Here is a 16,729-nt window from a genome sequence, read left to right on the forward strand (position 1 = left end):
AATTAACGGCCCGCCTGCGTTCGCGCAGGCGGGCCGTTTTCGTCAATCCCGGTAAAACACCTGCACCAAGTGGTAGCCGAACTTGCTCTTGATGGGGCCGTGCACGGTGCGCAGCGGCTTTTTGAAAATCACCTGATCGATGGCGCCGACCATCTGTCCTGGCCGGACTTCGCCCAGATCGCCGCCGCGTTTGCCGGACGGGCAGCTAGAATGCTTTTTGGCCAATACGTCAAACGCCTCGCCCTTGGCGATACGCTGCTTGAGCTGTTCGGCCTCTTCGGCAGTTTTCACCAGGATATGGCGGGCCTGTGCTTTCATGTCTCGATATCCAGCAACTGTAAAAGCCTGCCATTATGCCTGTCCTAGCGGCATCTGGCGCTCAGGCGACAGGCAAACGTTTTTCCACCCTGATTTCGTACGGTAGTGATTATGGATTTCCCGGCGTTGTTGAAGATTCTGGCCAGTCAGGACGGATCGGACCTTTATCTTTCCACCGGAGCGCCGCCCTGCGCCAAGTTCAATGGCGTGCTCAAGCCACTGGGCACCGAAACCCTCAAGCCGGGCGAAGTCGCAAAGATCGCTCAGGGCCTGATGGACGAAGAGCAGAAGCTGGAGTTCCTGCGCGAGCTGGAAATGAACCTCGCCGTGTCACTGGCGGGCATCGGGCGTTTCCGGATCAACATCTTCATGCAGCGCAACGAAGTGTCGATCGTCGCGCGTAACATCAAGCTGGACATTCCACGTTTCGAAGACCTGTATCTGCCGCCGGTTCTGCTCGATGTGATCATGGAAAAGCACGGCCTGGTGCTGTTCGTCGGTGCCACCGGTTCGGGTAAGTCCACCTCATTGGCGGCGCTGATCGACTACCGCAACCGCAACGCCAGCGGCCATATCATCACCATCGAAGACCCGGTCGAATTCATTCACCGACACAAGAAATCCATCGTCAATCAGCGGGAAGTGGGCGTCGATACCCGCAGCTTCAGGGCGGCGCTGAAAAACACCCTGCGTCAGGCACCGGATGTGATTCTGATCGGCGAGATCCGGGACCGTGAAACCATGGAGCACGCGCTGGCATTCGCCGACACCGGGCACCTGGCAATCTCGACCCTGCACGCCAACAATGCCAACCAGGCGCTGGACCGGATCATCAACTTCTTCCCGGAAGAACGACGTCCGCAGTTGCTGCATGACCTGGGTAACAACCTCAAGGCGTTCGTGTCGCAGCGTCTGGTCAAAACCCCGGATGGCAAGCGCCGTGCAGCGGTGGAGGTGATGATGGGCACGCCGACCATTCGTGATCTGATCCAGCGTAACCAGTTGAACGAGCTCAAAGGGATCATGGAGAAGTCCGGCAGCCTAGGCATGCAGACCTTCGACACCGCGCTGTTCAACCTTGCGGTGGAGGGCGCCATCAGCGAAGAGGAAGCGCTGAAGCATGCGGATTCGCAGAACAACGTGCGTCTGCGCCTCAAGTTGCACGGCGAAAACGGGGTGAACACCCTCACGACAGCGCCTGCTGCGCCGACCGGCGCGGCCAAGCCGAGCATGGTCGAGTGGGGGCTGGTCGACGACGAGCCCCCGTCCCAGAGCTGAGGGGCAACTTCGCTACTGAGCCAGCCATCCGCCGTCCACGTTCCAGGCTGCGCCACGCACCTGGACTGCCGCATCGCTGCACAGGAACAGCGCCAGCTCACCCAGTTGCTGCGGCGTGACGAAATCCAGTGATGGCTGCTTTTCCGCCAACAGGTCGTAACGCGCCTGTTCGGTTCCGCCTCGCTTGTCGATCTGCTGCTGTACCAGCGGGGTCAGCACCCAGCCGGGGCAGATGGCGTTGCAGGTGATCTGGGTGGAGGCGGTTTCCAGCGCGACGACCTTGGTCAGGCCGATCACGCCGTGTTTGGCCGCCACGTACGCCGCCTTGCCGGTCGAACCGACCAGCCCGTGCACCGAGGCAATGTTGATGATCCGCCCCCAGCCTTTCCTGCTCATGCCCGGCAGGCTGAGGCGCGTGGTGTGGAAGACGGAGGACAGGTTGATGGCGAGGATCGAATCCCAGCGCTCGACCGGAAACTCTTCCACACTGCTGACGTGCTGAATACCGGCGTTATTGACCAGAATATCGACGCCGCCGAACTCACGCTCGGCATAGGCGATCATGTCCGCGATCTGCGCCGGATCGCTCACGTCGGCCGGATGATGGCCGACCTTGCCGCCAGCCTGTTCGACCTGACTGATCACTTCGGATGTATCACCAAAGCCGTTGAGGATCACGTCGGCGCCAGCCTTGGCCAGTTCGACCGCGATACCCAGACCAATGCCGCTGGTGGAGCCGGTCACCAGTGCGGTTTTGCCTTGCAGATTCATAATCGATTCCTTACACGATGCCGGTGGCGTAGAACGTTGCAATAACGACGAATACCGCCAGCGTCTTGATCAATGTGATGCCGAAAATATCCTTGTAGGCTTCGCGGTGGGTCAGCCCGGTCACCGCCAGCAGGGTGATCACTGCGCCGTTGTGCGGCAGCGTGTCCATGCCGCCGCTGGCCATGGCGGCCACCCGGTGCAGCACTTCCAGCGGGATGTTCGCGGCGTTGGCGGCGGCGATGAAGTTCTGCGACATGGCGGCCAGGGCGATGCTCATGCCGCCCGACGCGGAGCCGGTGATACCAGCCAGCAGCGTGACGGTGATCGCCTCGTTGACCAGCGGGTTGGGGATGCTTTTGAGACCATTAGCCAGCACCAGAAACCCTGGCAGTGAGGCAATGACTGCGCCGAAGCCGTACTCGGAGGCGGTGTTCATGGCTGCCAGCAACGCGCCGCTCACCGCGCTTTTGGTGCCTTCGGCGAGCCTGCTTTTAATGGACCGGAAGCCAAAGATCAGCACCATCAGAATACCGACCAGCAGCGCCGCTTCGACCGCCCAGATGGCCGTGACCTTGGCCACTTCGGTCTGCACCGGTGCCGCCATGCCTGGCAGCGCGAGCGTGTGGGTCTTGCCGTACCACTGCGGAATCCACCAAGTGAACAGCAGGTTCATGACGCCCACGGCGACCAGTGGCGACAGCGCCAGCCAGGGATTGGGCAGCTTGAGGTCAGGGGCAGTCTCCGGTTCGTTGCGCAGTTCGGTGCCGTAACCTTCACCGGCACGTTGTGCCTTGTTGCGCTGGCGTTGCAGATAAAGCATGCCTGCGCTGAAGACGAAAATGGAGCCGATGAGTCCGAGCCACGGTGCCGCCCATGCGGTGGTGTTGAAGAAGGTGGTCGGAATGATGTTCTGGATCTGTGGCGTGCCGGGCAGGGCGTCCATGGTGAACGAGAACGCGCCCAGAGCGATGGTGGCCGGGATCAGGCGCTTGGGGATGTTGCTCTGCCTGAACATCTCCGAAGCGAACGGATAGACCGCGAAAACCACGACGAACAGTGACACGCCGCCGTAGGTCAGCAGTGCGCAGACCAGCACGATCACCAGCATGGCCTGACGCATGCCCAGCACGCCGATGGCGGCTGCCACAATGGAGCGTGAAAACCCGGACAGCTCGATCAGCTTGCCGAACACTGCGCCCAAGAGGAATACCGGAAAATACAGCTTGATGAAGCCGACCATCTTGTCCATGAACACCCCGGTGAAAGCCGGGGCCACCGCCGATGGATCGGTCAGCAGCACGGCACCCAGAGCCGCGATGGGTGCGAAAAGAATGACGCTGTAGCCGCGGTAGGCGGCAAGCATCAACAGCGCAAGCGCTGCGAGGGCGATGAGAACGCTCATCAGGTGTCTCCTGTTGTTATTGTTTTTGATGAAACCGGAACAGCTGGAGTCGACATAGCGGGTTTCGTGCCATGTGAGCAAGATGTTGAAATATATGAGTATTTTCAGGCTGGCCAGAATGCAGACCGAGGTTTTGTCTATAAATAGAGACAGATAACAGTGCTCAGGTCTGCAGCGCGGCGATCAAGCGATCATAAAGCGCCTGATTACGGGAGATTTAGCGCTATCTCCCTAAAGAGACTGCTGTCTCTTTATGGAGACTCGGCAATGCCCAAGGTCGTCATTTTCTTGTAGAGAGTGGAGCGCCCCAGGCCCAGTTGGCTGGCTGCCAGCACGACGCTGCCTGCGCACTGATGCAAGGTGGTTTCGATCAGGTGGCGGTCGAAGCGCTGCCGCGCCTCGCTGAACGTCTCCTTTTGCACGAGGCTTCTGACGCTTGCGGCGGTTGCCTTCAACGGCATCAGCGTACCGATGGCTGCCTGAATATCTGCAGCGGTCAGCAACGACTCGTCACTCAGCAGCGCGGCACGCTCCAGTACGTTGCGAAGCTCACGGATATTGCCAGGCCAGGCGTGTCGGGCAAGCACCCCCAGCGCTTCACTTTCCAGCTCATGATGACTGCGCAGTTCTTCCAGAATCGCCTCGCTGAGTGCGGGCAGGTCCTCGAGACGCTCGCGCAAGGGCGGCACTTTGATAGGTAGCACGTTGAGCCGGTAATAAAGGTCGGCGCGAAACTCGCCGCGCTGGATGGCGGCTTCAAGGTCAGTAGATGTTGCCGCGATCAAGCGCACATCGCTTTGAAAGACTTCGTTGGAGCCCACCGGCTCGTATTCCTTTTCCTGCAGCACGCGCAGCAGCTTGCTTTGCAGGGCCAGCGGCATGTCGCCGATCTCGTCTAGAAACAGCGTGCCGCCCTGAGCGATTTTCAGCTTTCCGGGGCGTCCCTTGCGTTCGGCACCGGTAAAAGCACCGGGTGCGGTGCCGAAGAATTCTGCTTCCAGCAGGGTTTCCGGGATCGCGGCGCTGTTGATACTGACGAACGGCTTGCCCGCCCGGGGCGAGGCGTTGTGAATGGCGTGGGCCAGCAGCTCCTTGCCAGTGCCGGTTTCACCCAGCAGCAACACGGTTGACTGAGTATTGGCGCCGCGTCTGGCGCGACGCTTGACCTCAAGCGACGCCTCGCTGGTACCAATGAAGTGCGCGAAGCTGTACTTGGCCTGCCGCGCCTTGAGCAGGGAGCGTGTGGTGGCCAGTTCCTGTTGCATGCTCAGGTAGCGGGTGAGCAGGGGAGACAACGTCTGCAACTGATCGAACAGCGCAAAGCCGATGGCGCCGATCAGTCCGCCCGCGTCATCGTGGATGGGCAGGCGCATGACCACCAGCGGGTCCTTGGCCGTGTCCATCATGTCCAGCAGGATGGGCTGGCCGTTGCTCGCCACCTGACGCAGCAAACTGCCCGGAATCACGCTCTCGCACGGCTGCCCGATGGCCAGGGTCGGATCCTGCAGCCCGAAACGCCGCGCATACCGCTCGTTGATCCAGACGATGCGTGCGTCCTTGTCGACGATGACCGTCCCTTCACTGGATTGCTCGATGATCTCGAACAGCGAACGGATCGCCAGGCGCCGGATGCTTTTATAGTCGTTGAGATTGTTGTCGTTCATGGGAGTGTTCCGTCAAAAGCGGGCGCCTGGCCGCACAGACTGTCCGTTTTTACGCAATCAAATGAAGCCCGGATGCGCGGCCGCCAGCAACTCCTGGGTGTACGGCTGCTGCGGCGACTCGAATACCGCGTGGCTGGGGCCTCGCTCGACCACCTTGCCGTCCTTGACCACGATTACATCATGGGCCAAGGCCTTGACCACCGCCAGATCGTGGCTGATGAACAGGTAGGTTAGCCCATGCTTCTCCTGCAACTCGCGCAGCAGGGCAACGACCTGCTTCTGCACGGTGCGATCCAGCGCCGAGGTGGGTTCGTCGAGCAGGATCAGCGCCGGTTTGAGCACCAGCGCCCGGGCGATGGCGATGCGTTGTCGCTGACCACCGGAAAACTCGTGTGGATAGCGATGACGGCTCTGCGGGTCGATGCCGACTTCTTCCAGTGCGCGTATCACCTCGACATCACACTGAGCCGCATCCAGGCCGCCATGCACCTCCATACCTTCGGCGATGATCTGCGCCACGGACATGCGCGGGCTGAGGCTGCCATAAGGATCCTGAAACACCACCTGCATCTCTTTGCGCCAGGGCCGCATCTGTTTCTGGTTCAGGCCGTCCAGCGCGTTGCCACGAAAGCGGATGCTGCCACGCGAGTCCAGCAGTCGCAGGATGGCTTGGCCCAGCGTCGACTTTCCGGACCCCGATTCACCGACGATGCCCAGCGTCTTGCCGCGCTCAATGCTCAGACTGATGTCATCGACTGCTTTCAGGTATTCCTTGTGCCGCCTCAGAATGCCGCCCGTCAACGAGAACCAGACCTTCAGGTTGTCGACTTCGAGCACGTTCTCCCGCGCATCACGCGGCAATGGCTCGCCTGCAGGCTCGGCATCCAGCAGCAAACGGCTGTAGGGGTGTTGAGGTGCCTTGAACAGTGACTGGCAATCGGCCTGTTCGACGATTTCGCCCGCGCGCATCACACAGACCCGCTGCGCGACGCTGTGTACCAGGTTCAGGTCATGGCTGATCAGCAGCAACGACATGCCCAGGCGTTGCTGCAATTCCTTGAGCAGCAGCAGGATCTTGCGTTGTACGGTTACATCCAGCGCAGTGGTCGGCTCATCGGCAATCAACAATTCCGGCTCGCAGGCCAGCGCCATCGCAATCATCACCCGCTGGCGCTGGCCGCCTGACAGCTCATGGGGGTAGGCCTTCAGGCGCTTGTGCGGCTGCTGGATGCCCACCAGTTCCAGTAATTCAATGATCCGCTTCTGGGCCTCCCGTCCGGCCATGCCTCGGTGCAGCAACAGGGTTTCACCGATCTGTTTGGACACAGTGTGCAGCGGGTTCAGCGACGTCATGGGCTCCTGAAAGATCATGGCGATGCGGTTGCCGCGCAGTTCGCGCAAGGTTCGGTCATCGGCGCCGATCAGCTGCTGGCCGCGATAGGTGATGCTGCCCGTCGTGACGGTGCCGCTGTTGGGCAGCAGTTGCAGAATCGAGTGTGCAGTGACCGACTTGCCTGAGCCGGACTCGCCAACCAGCGCCAGGCACTCGCCCGGCCGTACATCCAGACTCAGGTTGCTGACCACTGTCTGCCCGCTGAAGGCAACACTCAGGTCGCGGATTTCGATCAGGTTTTCTTGCATGTCAGGACCTCGGGTCGAAGGCATCGCGCAGCGCCTCGCCAATGAACACCAGCAGCGTGAGGATCAGGGCAAGGGCGAAAAACGCCGTGAGGCCCAGCCAGGGGGCCTGCAGGTTCTGTTTGCCCTGAGCGATCAGCTCGCCCAGCGAAGCACTGCCCGCCGGCATGCCGAAGCCAAGGAAATCCAGTGCGGTCAGGGTCGAGATAGCGCCCGTGAGAATGAATGGCAGGTAACTGAGCGTGGCGTTCATGGCGTTTGGCAGGATATGGCGCAGGATTACTGTCCGGTCGCTCAGCCCGAGGGCGCGTGCGGCTTTGACATATTCCAGATTTCGGCCGCGCAGAAACTCGGCGCGCACCACATCTACCAGGGTCAGCCATGAAAACAACGCCATGATGCCCAGCAGCCACCAGAAGTCCGGCTCGACAAAGCCCGAGAGGATGATCAGCAAGTACAGCACCGGCAGGCCCGACCAGACTTCCAGCAGCCGCTGGCCAAGCAGATCCACCCAACCACCGTAATAACCCTGAAGCGCACCCGCGGTGATGCCGATCAAGGCGCTGATGAAGGTCAGAGCCAGCGCGAAAAGAATCGACACGCGGGCACCGAAGATGACCCTGGCCAGCACATCGCGGGCCTGATCGTCAGTGCCCAGCCAGTTGGTCGCAGACGGCGGGCTGGGCGCAGGGATGGTCAGCTCGTAGTTGGGCGTGTCGTCGCTGAACGGGATGGGCGGGAACAGCATCCAGCCATCGCCCTTGTCGATCAACTGGCGCACATAGTCACTGCGGTAGTCTGGCTGAAACGGCAGTTCGCCCCCGAACTGCTGTTCGGTGTAACGCTTGAACACCGGGAAATACAACGAGTGCTGGTAGCTGACCATCAGCGGCTTGTCGTTGGCGATCAGTTCGCCACCCAGCGTCAGGGCGAAGAGGGCACAGAACAGCCAGAGCGACCACCAGCCTCGGCGATTGCCCCGAAAACGCTCCAGACGGCGACGGGCGAGCGGAGAAAGACTGCGCATCATGCCGTCCTCGCGTTGAAGTCGATTCTGGGATCGACCAGCGTGTAACAGACGTCCCCCACCAGTTTGATCAGCAGCCCGAACAACGTGAAGATAAACAGCGAGCCGAACACTACGGGATAGTCCCGCGAAACGGCGGCTTCGTAACTCATGCGCCCCAGGCCGTCCAGCGAGAAAATCACCTCGATCAGCAGCGATCCTGCAAAGAACACACTGATAAACGCCTGGGGAATACCCGACACCACCAGCAGCATGGCGTTGCGAAACACATGGCCGTACAGCACGCGCCGTTCGCTCATGCCCTTGGCTCTGGCGGTAATCACGTATTGACGGGTGATCTCATTGAGAAACGAGTGTTTGGTCAGCAAGGTCAGGGAGGCGAAACCACCGATGACCAGTGCCGACACCGGCAGCACCAGATGCCAGAAATAGTCGGCGATCTTGCCCACTGTCGACAGTTGATCGAAGTTGTCCGATACCAGCCCTCGCACCGGAAACCAGCTCATCGAGGTGCCGCCGCAGAACACCACGATCAGCAGCATGGCGAACAGAAAGGCTGGCGTTGCGTAGCCGATGATGATCGCGGTACTGCTCCAGATATCGAAATGGCTGCCATGTTTGACGGCCTTGCGAATGCCCAGCGGGATCGACACCAGATAGGTCAGCAGCGTCGCCCAGAGCCCCAGAGAGATGGAGACCGGCATCTTCTGCAGAATCAGGTCAGTGACCGTCGCCCCGCGAAAGAAGCTGTTGCCGAAGTCCAGTTGCGCGTAGTTCTTGAGCATCAGCCACAGCCGTTCATGCAGTGGTTTGTCGAAACCGTACTGATGCTCGATTGCCTTGATCAGCTTGGGGTCCAGCCCGCGGGAAGCTCTGGATTGCCCGGCACCTGCCGACTCCGAGGCGCTGGCACCTGCGGTGACGCCCCCGATGCCCTGCAGTCGCGCGATGGCCTGTTCGACCGGGCCGCCGGGCGCCGCCTGCACGATGAAAAAGTTGACCAGCAGAATGCACAGCAGGGTCGGGATGATCAGCAGCAGCCGCCGCAGAATGTAGCCGAGCATCTACTTCATCTCCGAAACAAGGACTGAAGCACCGCGTCTGGCCGCGAATTGTTCGTTGGTCAGCGGTGTCGGGCTGACTTCCCACCAGGTTTCGATGGCTTCGTTGTTGCTGGCCTGGATTTTCGGAATCCCGAAGCGGTTCCACCACACGGTCGAGGAACCGGGCGGGTAATAGTTGGGAATCCAGTAATAATTCCACTGCAGGACGCGGTCCAGGCAGTGCGCATAGTCAGTCATCGTCTGCTTGTTATCGGCCTTGAGCAGCCCGGCAATCAGCGTGTCCACGGCCGGGTCCTGCAGCGCCATGTAATTGCTGGAGCCGGGATCCATCGCCACCCTGGAGCCGAAGCTGTTGTACAGCTCCGAGCCCGGCGAGGTGGAAACCGGATAGCCGGTGACGATCATGTCGTAGTCACGGGCCATGACTCGGTTCAGGTACTGCGCTGCATCGATTCGGCGAATGTCGAAATGGATGCCGATCTGCGCCAGATTGCGCTTGTAGGGCAGCAACATGCGTTCCAGACCGTTCTGGGCGTTGAGAAAAGTGAAACGGAAAGGCTCTCCTTGAGCGTTCACCAGTTCGTCCCCTTTGGGTGTCCAGCCGGCTTCCTTCATGAGTTCCAGCGCTTGCAGTTGCTTGTCACGGATAAAGCCCGTGCCATCGGTTTTGGGCGTCTTGTAGACCGTATCGAACACCTGTTCCGGCACCTGGCCGCGCAACGGTTCAAGAATCTTCAGTTCGGCTGGTGTTGGCAGTTCCGTGGCGGCCAGCTGGGAATTGGAAAAGTAGCTGTCCTGGCGGATGTACATGCTGCGCATCATCTGCCGGTTGGTCCACTCGAAATCCCAGAGCAGCGACAGCGCCTGTCGTACCCTTCGGTCCTGAAACATCGGTCGGTTCAGGTTGAACACGAAGCCCTGAGAGCTTTGCACGGCGCCCTTGGCCAGATGCGCTTTTTGCAGTCTTCCGTCACTCAGTTGCGGGCTGTCGTAGCGAATCGAATAGCCGGTGGCCGAGAACTCCCGGTTGTAGTCGTAGGCGCCGCCCTTGAGCACCTGACGCGCAACGTCGATGTCGCCGAAGTACTCGATGCTGAACGTGTCGAAGTTATAGAGACCGCGGCTGACCGGCAGATCCTTGCCCCACCATGTAGGGTCACGTTCGAACGTGATGGTGCGACCCGGATCGACATGCGCGATCTTGTAGGGGCCGCTGCCCGGCGGCACTTCGAAGCCTGCGCCGCTGGCAAAGTCGCGGGTCTTCCACCAGTGCTCGGGAAACACGGGCAACGAGGCGAGATCCAAGGGCAGGGTACGACTGTCGCTGTGTTTGAAGTCGAAGCGTATCTGCGTCGGTGATTCGACTTCCAGGCCTTTGACCGCTTCGAACTGGGTGCGGAACTGCATGCTGCCCTGGGTCATCAGCAGCTCGTAGGTGTACTTCACATCACTGGCAGTGATCGCTGTGCCGTCGGCAAAGCGTGCCTTGGGGTTCAGGTAGAAGGTGAGGGACAGGCCGTCAGCGCTACGTTCCATCCTCTCGGCCACCAGCCCGTAAACGGTATAGGGCTCGTCCATCGAGCGCACCGCCAGCGGCGAATACAGCATGCCGTTGATCTGCGAAACGCCCATGCCTTTGTCGGTAAAGGGCATCAGGTGATCGAACTGGCCAATTTCGATCGCCGAACGGCGCATGCTGCCGCCTTTCGGGGCGTCGGGGTTCACGTAATCGAAATGCTGGAAGTTGGCGGGGTAGCGGGGCGCCTCACCATAAACGGTCAGGGCGTGTTGCGGTGCGGCGAACAGCGAGGATGAGGCCAGGGCCAGCGTTGCGGCGATCAGTGAAGAAAAAACAAAACGCATTACTCGAATCCCGATTGACCGTAGAAGCGCCCGGCGTCGCATTGCAGACAGCGGTATCTTCTACAGATAAATCCCTGATTCGCCAAGCCACCTGCAAAAACGGCCCATCTGAAGATGAGCCGTTTGGTAACCGCTGTGTAACCGTGCGACAGGATCAGTCCTGACGGCTGGTCACTTCCAGCAGGTGGTAGCCAAACTGAGTCTTGACCGGACCCTGAACGGTGTTGACCGGAGCGCTGAACACGACGGTGTCGAATTCCTTGACCATCTGGCCTGGACCGAACGAACCCAGTTCACCGCCCTGGCGGCTGGATGGGCAAGTGGAGTTGGCTTTGGCGATTTCAGCGAAATCAGCGCCGCCTTCGATCTGTGCCTTGAGTTCGTTGCACTTCTCTTCGCTCGAAACAAGGATGTGGCGGGCAGTGGCTTTAGCCATGGGGAAAATTCTCCTGTGAAAAAAAAGAAACAGCCTACCGGAATCAGTTCGGTATTTCCTGACAAAGTTCCTTCGCAACGCTGTTATCTGTAGCGCAACCGATCAACCGCCCGGCGCAGCAACTGCTCGGTTCCCGTCCAGCCCAGGCAGCCATCGGTCACTGAAACACCGTATTCCAGGGTTTTGCTCAACGGCTGGCAGCCATCGAACAGGTGGCTTTCGACCATCATGCCGATCAGTGAGGTGTTGCCTTGCAGGCGCTGCAGGAGCACATCGTCGAAGACCTGCGGCTGGCGTAACGGGTCCTTGCCACTGTTGGCATGGCTGCAGTCGACCATGATGCGCGCCGCAATCCGGTTCTTTGCCAGGCTGGCCTGCACCTTGGCAATGCTTTCGCTGTCGTGGTTCGGTCCGCTGTGTCCGCCGCGCAGCACGATATGCGTGTCTGCGTTGCCCCGCGTCTCGATGATTGCCGGATAGCCATGGCTGTCCATACCGAAGTGGCGATGGGGATGAGCCGCCGAGCGGATCGCGTCACTGGCCACTGCAACGCCACCGTCCGTACCGTTCTTGAAGCCGACTGCCATGGGCAGGCCGCTGGCCATTTCGCGGTGGATCTGCGATTCGGTCGTGCGGGCGCCGATGGCGACCCAGCTGAGCAGGTCGTCGAAGTAGCCGGCCGCCATGGGCTGCAGGATCTCGGTCGCGACGGGCAGGCCCATGTGCAGCATCTCGCGCATCAGTTCCCGAGACAGCCTCAGGCCCACTGCCATGTCGTCGCTGCCGTCGAGCCGGGGATCGTAGGCCAGGCCTTTCCAGCCGACAGTCGTGCGGGGCTTTTCGACGTACGCACGCATGACCAGCAGCATCTGGTCGCTCACTTCAGAGGCGAGACCGGCCAGGCGTTCTGCGTATTCGAGTGCGGACTGCGGGTCGTGGAGGGAGCAGGGGCCGACGATGACCAGCAGGCGCGAGTCCTGGCCTTCAAGGATGGCGCTGACGGCACGACGATGAGCGGCGACCTGTTCGGTCAGGGCGGTATTCAGCGGCAGGCTGCTTTTGAACTCAAGGGCACTGGGCAGACGCGTCGAGGTAGATGTGCTGTGGGGCAGCGTGATCGAGTGGCTGGACAGGTCGGACGGTTTTACGGCAACGGACGAATTCATGTTCTGGCTTCCTGGGCTGGCGGGTGGTGTTCCCGCTCAAAGCCCTACTGGGGTGTTCGACAAAGGGCCGGTTCGGCCATGCGTGTGCAGTTGCCACCTGGCAGTGACCGATCGGAGGCGGCAGGCTGTCCCGAACGGAGGTTGCTAAATCGCCAGGCGAAGTCGATGTCGTTGCGGTAATAAGTGGCGTAGTTCATGTCGTGTTCCTCGATTCGATCAGTGTGGTGTTTTTTGAGGGGCTAAAAAAACAAAACCCCCGGTCGGGTAGCCGACCGGGGGTAGAGAATTCTCTGGTTGGCGTCCCCTTGAGTGGGCGCCGGATGGGTATCAGGCGCGCCAGTGGCTAAACCAATACCCGTAATAAGCGTTGAGCTGAAGATCTGCCACCGCTGGAGCAATCCGCACGGTCACAGCGTCTGCCGAGCGACGGGCGCTGGCATGAATGAAGCACTGTGATGGAATGGATTGCAGCATGGTGTGTCTCCGTTGATTGAGCAGGAGCTTACTTCAGGCCGGGGCGCTCATTCAATTGGAAAATTCAATCGGGTGGATTATGGATCAGTCCTCGCAAGGCAGCGGACAAAATGGGCTGTGGACAGAAACTGTCAGAAAACGCTATTTCTTCAGTCCGTCCGTGCAACTGTGCTGTAAAGATTCCTGTCTTACACTCTTCGGAGCAATTCCCTTCAATCCGCCACAGTTTCTGATTTTTCACCCTCGGAAGGTATGCTGCCAATCTTCATCCCTAGCAACACCGCCACTTTATGGGCCTCGCCGCGTTTTCCCTTCTTGCGTCCTGCCAGCACTTGGTAGGTCGTCGCAGGATCAATGCTGTTCTCTCGAGCGAATTCTTGAACAGATTTACCCTGTTGTTCGAGCCAGGCCTTGGCTTGTGCAGCAGTAAGTATTCCGGGCATAGTTCAAAACCGTTCAAATCAGTTTAATTTTAGCTGGATTCTACCATTCGTAAGGATGGGGTCAACAGGGTTATGCATTCAAATGAGTGGAATTGGGTACCGACTAAGAAAAGAAAGAGAACGTCTGGGGCTGTCTCAGCGTGCCTTCGGTGAAATCGGTGGTGTGGAAGCGAACGCTCAAGGGAAGTATGAAAGTGGCGATCGTGCCCCCAAGGCCGATTACCTGGCAGCGGTAGCAGCCAAGGGTGTCGATGTACTCTACGTGCTCACAGGGACGCCTACGCCGATTCCGGTCGACAACCTCAGTGTTGCCGAAGAAAAGGTGCTGGGCAGCTATCGTGTGCTCGACAAGGAAGATCAGGACGCCATCAGACGGCTGACCACGACCATGGCGGAGCTGTCGGCTTCGTATATCACCTCAGACAAGCAGACCGACAGTTGAGTGCCGCTCGCTTTCTGCAGGTTCGTCTTACGCTGCCGTGTCTGTCGTTCCTGTTCGCCGTGCCTGAACCGGTTCGGCCCAGGCAGAGCGTTCACGCCCGATACCGTTAATCGTCGGCGTTCTCCCGTGCCGGAGCCTGCCTGTGGGCGGTTCGAGCGAAAACGGCAACATCCCCTAGGTCTGCCTCGCCGTTTTTGTTATGGTGAATAGCATTCGTTATGTCCGTTGCGCGAGGTGTCTGCTTGATTAGGGTGCTAGTTGTCGATGACCATGATCTTGTTCGGACAGGCATCACACGGATGCTCGCCGATATAGATGGCCTGCAGGTGGTAGGTCAGGCCGATTCCGGTGAGGAGTCCTTGAAAAAGGCGCGGGAGCTCAAGCCCGACGTCGTGCTGATGGACGTCAAGATGCCGGGAATCGGAGGTCTTGAAGCCACGCGCAAGCTGTTGCGCAGCCATCCCGACATCAAGGTCGTGGCCGTGACGGTCTGCGAGGAAGACCCTTTTCCGACGCGGCTGCTTCAGGCCGGCGCGGCGGGTTACATGACCAAGGGCGCAGGCCTTGCGGAAATGGTCCAGGCCATTCGTCTGGTCTTCGCCGGTCAGCGCTATATCAGTCCGCAGATTGCTCAACAACTGGCGCTCAAGTCATTTCAGCCGCAGGTCAACAATTCACCGTTTGACCTGCTGTCCGAGCGCGAAATCCAGATTGCATTGATGATTGTCGGTTGCCAGAAGGTCCAGACCATCTCGGACAAGCTGTGCCTGTCGCCGAAAACCGTGAATACTTACCGCTACCGAATCTTTGAAAAGCTATCCATCAGCAGTGATGTCGAATTGGCGTTGCTGGCGGTACGTCACGGCATGGTGGACGCCAGCGCCTGAACATGACCCAGACCTTTGATCCAAGTGCCTTTCTCGCGACCTGCAGTGGTCGTCCCGGCGTCTATCGCATGTTCGATGCCGAAGCCAAACTTCTGTATGTGGGCAAAGCCAAGAACCTGAAGAAGCGCCTCGCCAGTTATTTCCGCAAAACCGGGCACGCGCCCAAGACTGGCGCTCTGGTGGCGCGCATCGCGCAGATTGAAACCACCATCACCGGTAACGAAACCGAAGCGCTGTTGCTCGAACAGACACTGATCAAGGAATGGCGACCTCCTTACAACATTCTGCTGCGCGACGATAAGTCTTATCCGTATGTGTTCCTGTCCGACGGCAAGTTTCCGCGCCTGAGCATCCATCGTGGCGCAAAGAAAGCCAAAGGCCGGTATTTTGGCCCTTATCCGAGCGCGGGTGCCATTAGGGAAAGTCTTAGCCTGCTGCAAAAGACCTTTCTGGTGCGTCAGTGCGAAGACAGCTATTTCAAGAACCGTAACCGACCCTGTCTGCAGTATCAGATCAAGCGCTGCAAAGGGCCGTGCGTCGATCTGGTCGAGCCTGAGGTATACGCGGAAGATGTGCGTCACTCGGTGATGTTTCTCGAGGGGCGCAGCAATGCCTTGAGCGACGAGTTGAACGCTGCAATGGAAAAGGCCGCCATGGCGCTGGATTTCGAGCGCGCGGCCGAACTGCGTGATCAGGTCGCCTTGCTGCGCCGTGTCCAGGATCAGCAGAGCATGGAAGGCGGTACCGGCGACGTCGATGTGGTCGCTGCTTTCGTCAATCCGGGCGGTGCCTGCGTGCATCTGATCTCGGTGCGCGGCGGTCGCGTGTTGGGCAGCAAGAACTTCTTTCCTCAGGTGGGTATCGAGGAGGAGGTTGGCGAAGTCATGTCGGCCTTCCTGGCCCAGTATTTCCTAGGTGGCGTTGACCGTGAGTTGCCCAGCGAAGTCATCGTCAACGTCGTCAACGAAGATTTTCCGGCCCTGATCGACGCAATCGAAGAGTCGCGCGGTCGCGAGATGACCATCAGCCACCGGGTGCGCGGCACTCGCGCGCGCTGGCAGCAACTGGCCGTGACCAATGCCGAACAGGCCCTGTCGGCGCGTCTTGCCAATCGCCAGCATGTGGCGTCGCGCTTCGAAGCATTGGCCAAGGTGCTCAATCTGGACGAGCCGCCGGTGCGTCTCGAGTGCTATGACATCAGTCACTCCAGTGGTGAGGCGACCGTTGCTTCCTGCGTTGTATTCGGCCCGGAAGGCCCGATCAAGGCGGACTATCGTCGTTTCAACATCGAAGGCGTGACGGCGGGCGATGACTATGCTGCCATGCATCAGGCGCTGACCCGACGCTACAGCCGCATCAAGGACGGAGAGGGCAAACTGCCTGACGTCCTGTTGGTCGACGGTGGTAAAGGGCAGATGGCGATGGCTCGCGACGTGCTGAATGAACTGGCCATACCGGACCTCATCCTGCTCGGGGTCGCCAAGGGCACCACGCGCAAGGCCGGTTTCGAAACCCTGTATCTGAACGATGCCGCCCATGAGTTCACCTTGCCGGGTGACTCGCCTGCGCTGCACCTTATCCAGCAGATTCGCGACGAGGCGCACCGTTTTGCAATCACCGGGCACCGCGCCCGTCGGGGCAAGACTCGCCGTACCTCGACGCTTGAAGGCGTGGCCGGGGTAGGGCCGACACGACGTCGCGACCTGCTCAAACACTTCGGCGGTCTTCAGGAATTGTCTCGTGCGAGCATCGATGAAATAGCAAAAGCACCGGGAATCAGTAAAAAGCTGGCAGAGTCGATTTATGCAAACCTGCACAGCGAGTAGAATGCCCGCTCACCTCGTAGCCAGTTGTGC

At 59.8% G+C, this 16,729-nt stretch carries 16 protein-coding genes; 4 read left to right on the forward strand and 12 right to left on the reverse strand.

What is annotated here, in order from left to right:
* Window positions 1-42: 42 nt before the first annotated feature.
* On the reverse strand, window positions 43-318 hold the full coding sequence (locus tag QRN20_RS00435) for a peptidylprolyl isomerase (RefSeq protein ID WP_004879573.1): 276 nt from the start codon (window positions 316-318) through the stop codon (window positions 43-45).
* A gap of 111 nt (window positions 319-429) precedes the next feature.
* On the opposite strand from QRN20_RS00435, the gene QRN20_RS00440 reads away from it, so the two are divergent.
* Window positions 430-1,596: a PilT/PilU family type 4a pilus ATPase gene (locus QRN20_RS00440; RefSeq protein ID WP_004879571.1), complete on the forward strand. Its 1,167-nt coding sequence runs from the start codon at window positions 430-432 to the stop codon at window positions 1,594-1,596.
* A 12-nt stretch (window positions 1,597-1,608) separates the two neighbouring features.
* On the opposite strand, the gene QRN20_RS00445 is transcribed toward QRN20_RS00440, so the two are convergent.
* From QRN20_RS00445 to QRN20_RS00495, 11 genes are all read right to left on the reverse strand, one after another.
* Window positions 1,609-2,367: a 3-hydroxybutyrate dehydrogenase gene (locus QRN20_RS00445; protein ID WP_122517685.1), complete on the reverse strand. Its 759-nt coding sequence runs from the start codon at window positions 2,365-2,367 to the stop codon at window positions 1,609-1,611.
* A 10-nt stretch (window positions 2,368-2,377) separates the two neighbouring features.
* Window positions 2,378-3,769: a GntP family permease gene (locus tag QRN20_RS00450; protein WP_029242207.1), complete on the reverse strand. Its 1,392-nt coding sequence runs from the start codon at window positions 3,767-3,769 to the stop codon at window positions 2,378-2,380.
* 251 nt (window positions 3,770-4,020) lie between these two features.
* A complete protein-coding gene (locus tag QRN20_RS00455; protein WP_122414607.1) occupies window positions 4,021-5,433 on the reverse strand; it encodes a sigma-54 interaction domain-containing protein in 1,413 nt (470 codons plus the stop codon).
* Between the two features lie 57 nt (window positions 5,434-5,490).
* Window positions 5,491-7,074, reverse strand: a complete 1,584-nt coding sequence (locus QRN20_RS00460) for an ABC transporter ATP-binding protein (RefSeq protein ID WP_122605836.1) — start codon at window positions 7,072-7,074, stop codon at window positions 5,491-5,493.
* 1 nt (window position 7,075) lies between these two features.
* The gene (locus QRN20_RS00465; protein WP_025992958.1) at window positions 7,076-8,098 is read right to left on the reverse strand and encodes an ABC transporter permease; all 1,023 of its coding nucleotides are present in this window, start codon (window positions 8,096-8,098) and stop codon (window positions 7,076-7,078) included.
* Window positions 8,098-9,162 carry a microcin C ABC transporter permease YejB gene (locus QRN20_RS00470; RefSeq protein WP_122414609.1) on the reverse strand — a complete coding sequence of 355 codons (1,065 nt, stop codon included), beginning with the start codon at window positions 9,160-9,162 and terminating at the stop codon, window positions 8,098-8,100. Before QRN20_RS00470 ends, QRN20_RS00465 begins: the two co-directional genes overlap by 1 nt.
* The gene (locus QRN20_RS00475; protein WP_285359826.1) at window positions 9,163-11,025 is read right to left on the reverse strand and encodes an extracellular solute-binding protein; all 1,863 of its coding nucleotides are present in this window, start codon (window positions 11,023-11,025) and stop codon (window positions 9,163-9,165) included.
* Window positions 11,026-11,179: 154 nt separating this feature from the next.
* A complete protein-coding gene (locus QRN20_RS00480; RefSeq protein WP_058432735.1) occupies window positions 11,180-11,461 on the reverse strand; it encodes a peptidylprolyl isomerase in 282 nt (93 codons plus the stop codon).
* Window positions 11,462-11,544: 83 nt separating this feature from the next.
* Complete coding sequence (locus QRN20_RS00485; RefSeq protein WP_122605832.1) at window positions 11,545-12,627, reverse strand: 3-deoxy-7-phosphoheptulonate synthase; 1,083 nt, start codon at window positions 12,625-12,627, stop codon at window positions 11,545-11,547.
* 327 nt (window positions 12,628-12,954) lie between these two features.
* Window positions 12,955-13,101 (reverse strand): hypothetical protein, encoded by a 147-nt coding sequence (locus QRN20_RS00490; RefSeq protein ID WP_163003905.1) that lies wholly within the window; start codon window positions 13,099-13,101, stop codon window positions 12,955-12,957.
* A gap of 212 nt (window positions 13,102-13,313) precedes the next feature.
* Complete coding sequence (locus QRN20_RS00495) at window positions 13,314-13,544, reverse strand: DNA-binding protein (protein ID WP_029242200.1); 231 nt, start codon at window positions 13,542-13,544, stop codon at window positions 13,314-13,316.
* A gap of 82 nt (window positions 13,545-13,626) precedes the next feature.
* Between QRN20_RS00495 and QRN20_RS00500 the strand changes: the two genes are divergently transcribed.
* The 3 genes from QRN20_RS00500 (at window position 13,627) to uvrC (ending at window position 16,699) form a co-directional block, all read left to right on the forward strand.
* On the forward strand, window positions 13,627-13,986 hold the full coding sequence (locus QRN20_RS00500) for a helix-turn-helix domain-containing protein (protein WP_029242199.1): 360 nt from the start codon (window positions 13,627-13,629) through the stop codon (window positions 13,984-13,986).
* Between the two features lie 242 nt (window positions 13,987-14,228).
* The gene (gene gacA / locus QRN20_RS00505; protein WP_025992955.1) at window positions 14,229-14,873 is read left to right on the forward strand and encodes a response regulator transcription factor GacA; all 645 of its coding nucleotides are present in this window, start codon (window positions 14,229-14,231) and stop codon (window positions 14,871-14,873) included.
* 2 nt (window positions 14,874-14,875) lie between these two features.
* On the forward strand, window positions 14,876-16,699 hold the full coding sequence (gene uvrC / locus QRN20_RS00510) for an excinuclease ABC subunit UvrC (protein ID WP_043303798.1): 1,824 nt from the start codon (window positions 14,876-14,878) through the stop codon (window positions 16,697-16,699).
* The last annotated feature ends 30 nt before the right edge of the window (window positions 16,700-16,729 follow it).

Origin of the sequence: Pseudomonas sp. fls2-241-TYG-175, assembly GCF_030209155.1 — a bacterium.
Taxonomy (GTDB): domain Bacteria; phylum Pseudomonadota; class Gammaproteobacteria; order Pseudomonadales; family Pseudomonadaceae; genus Aquipseudomonas; species Aquipseudomonas viridiflava.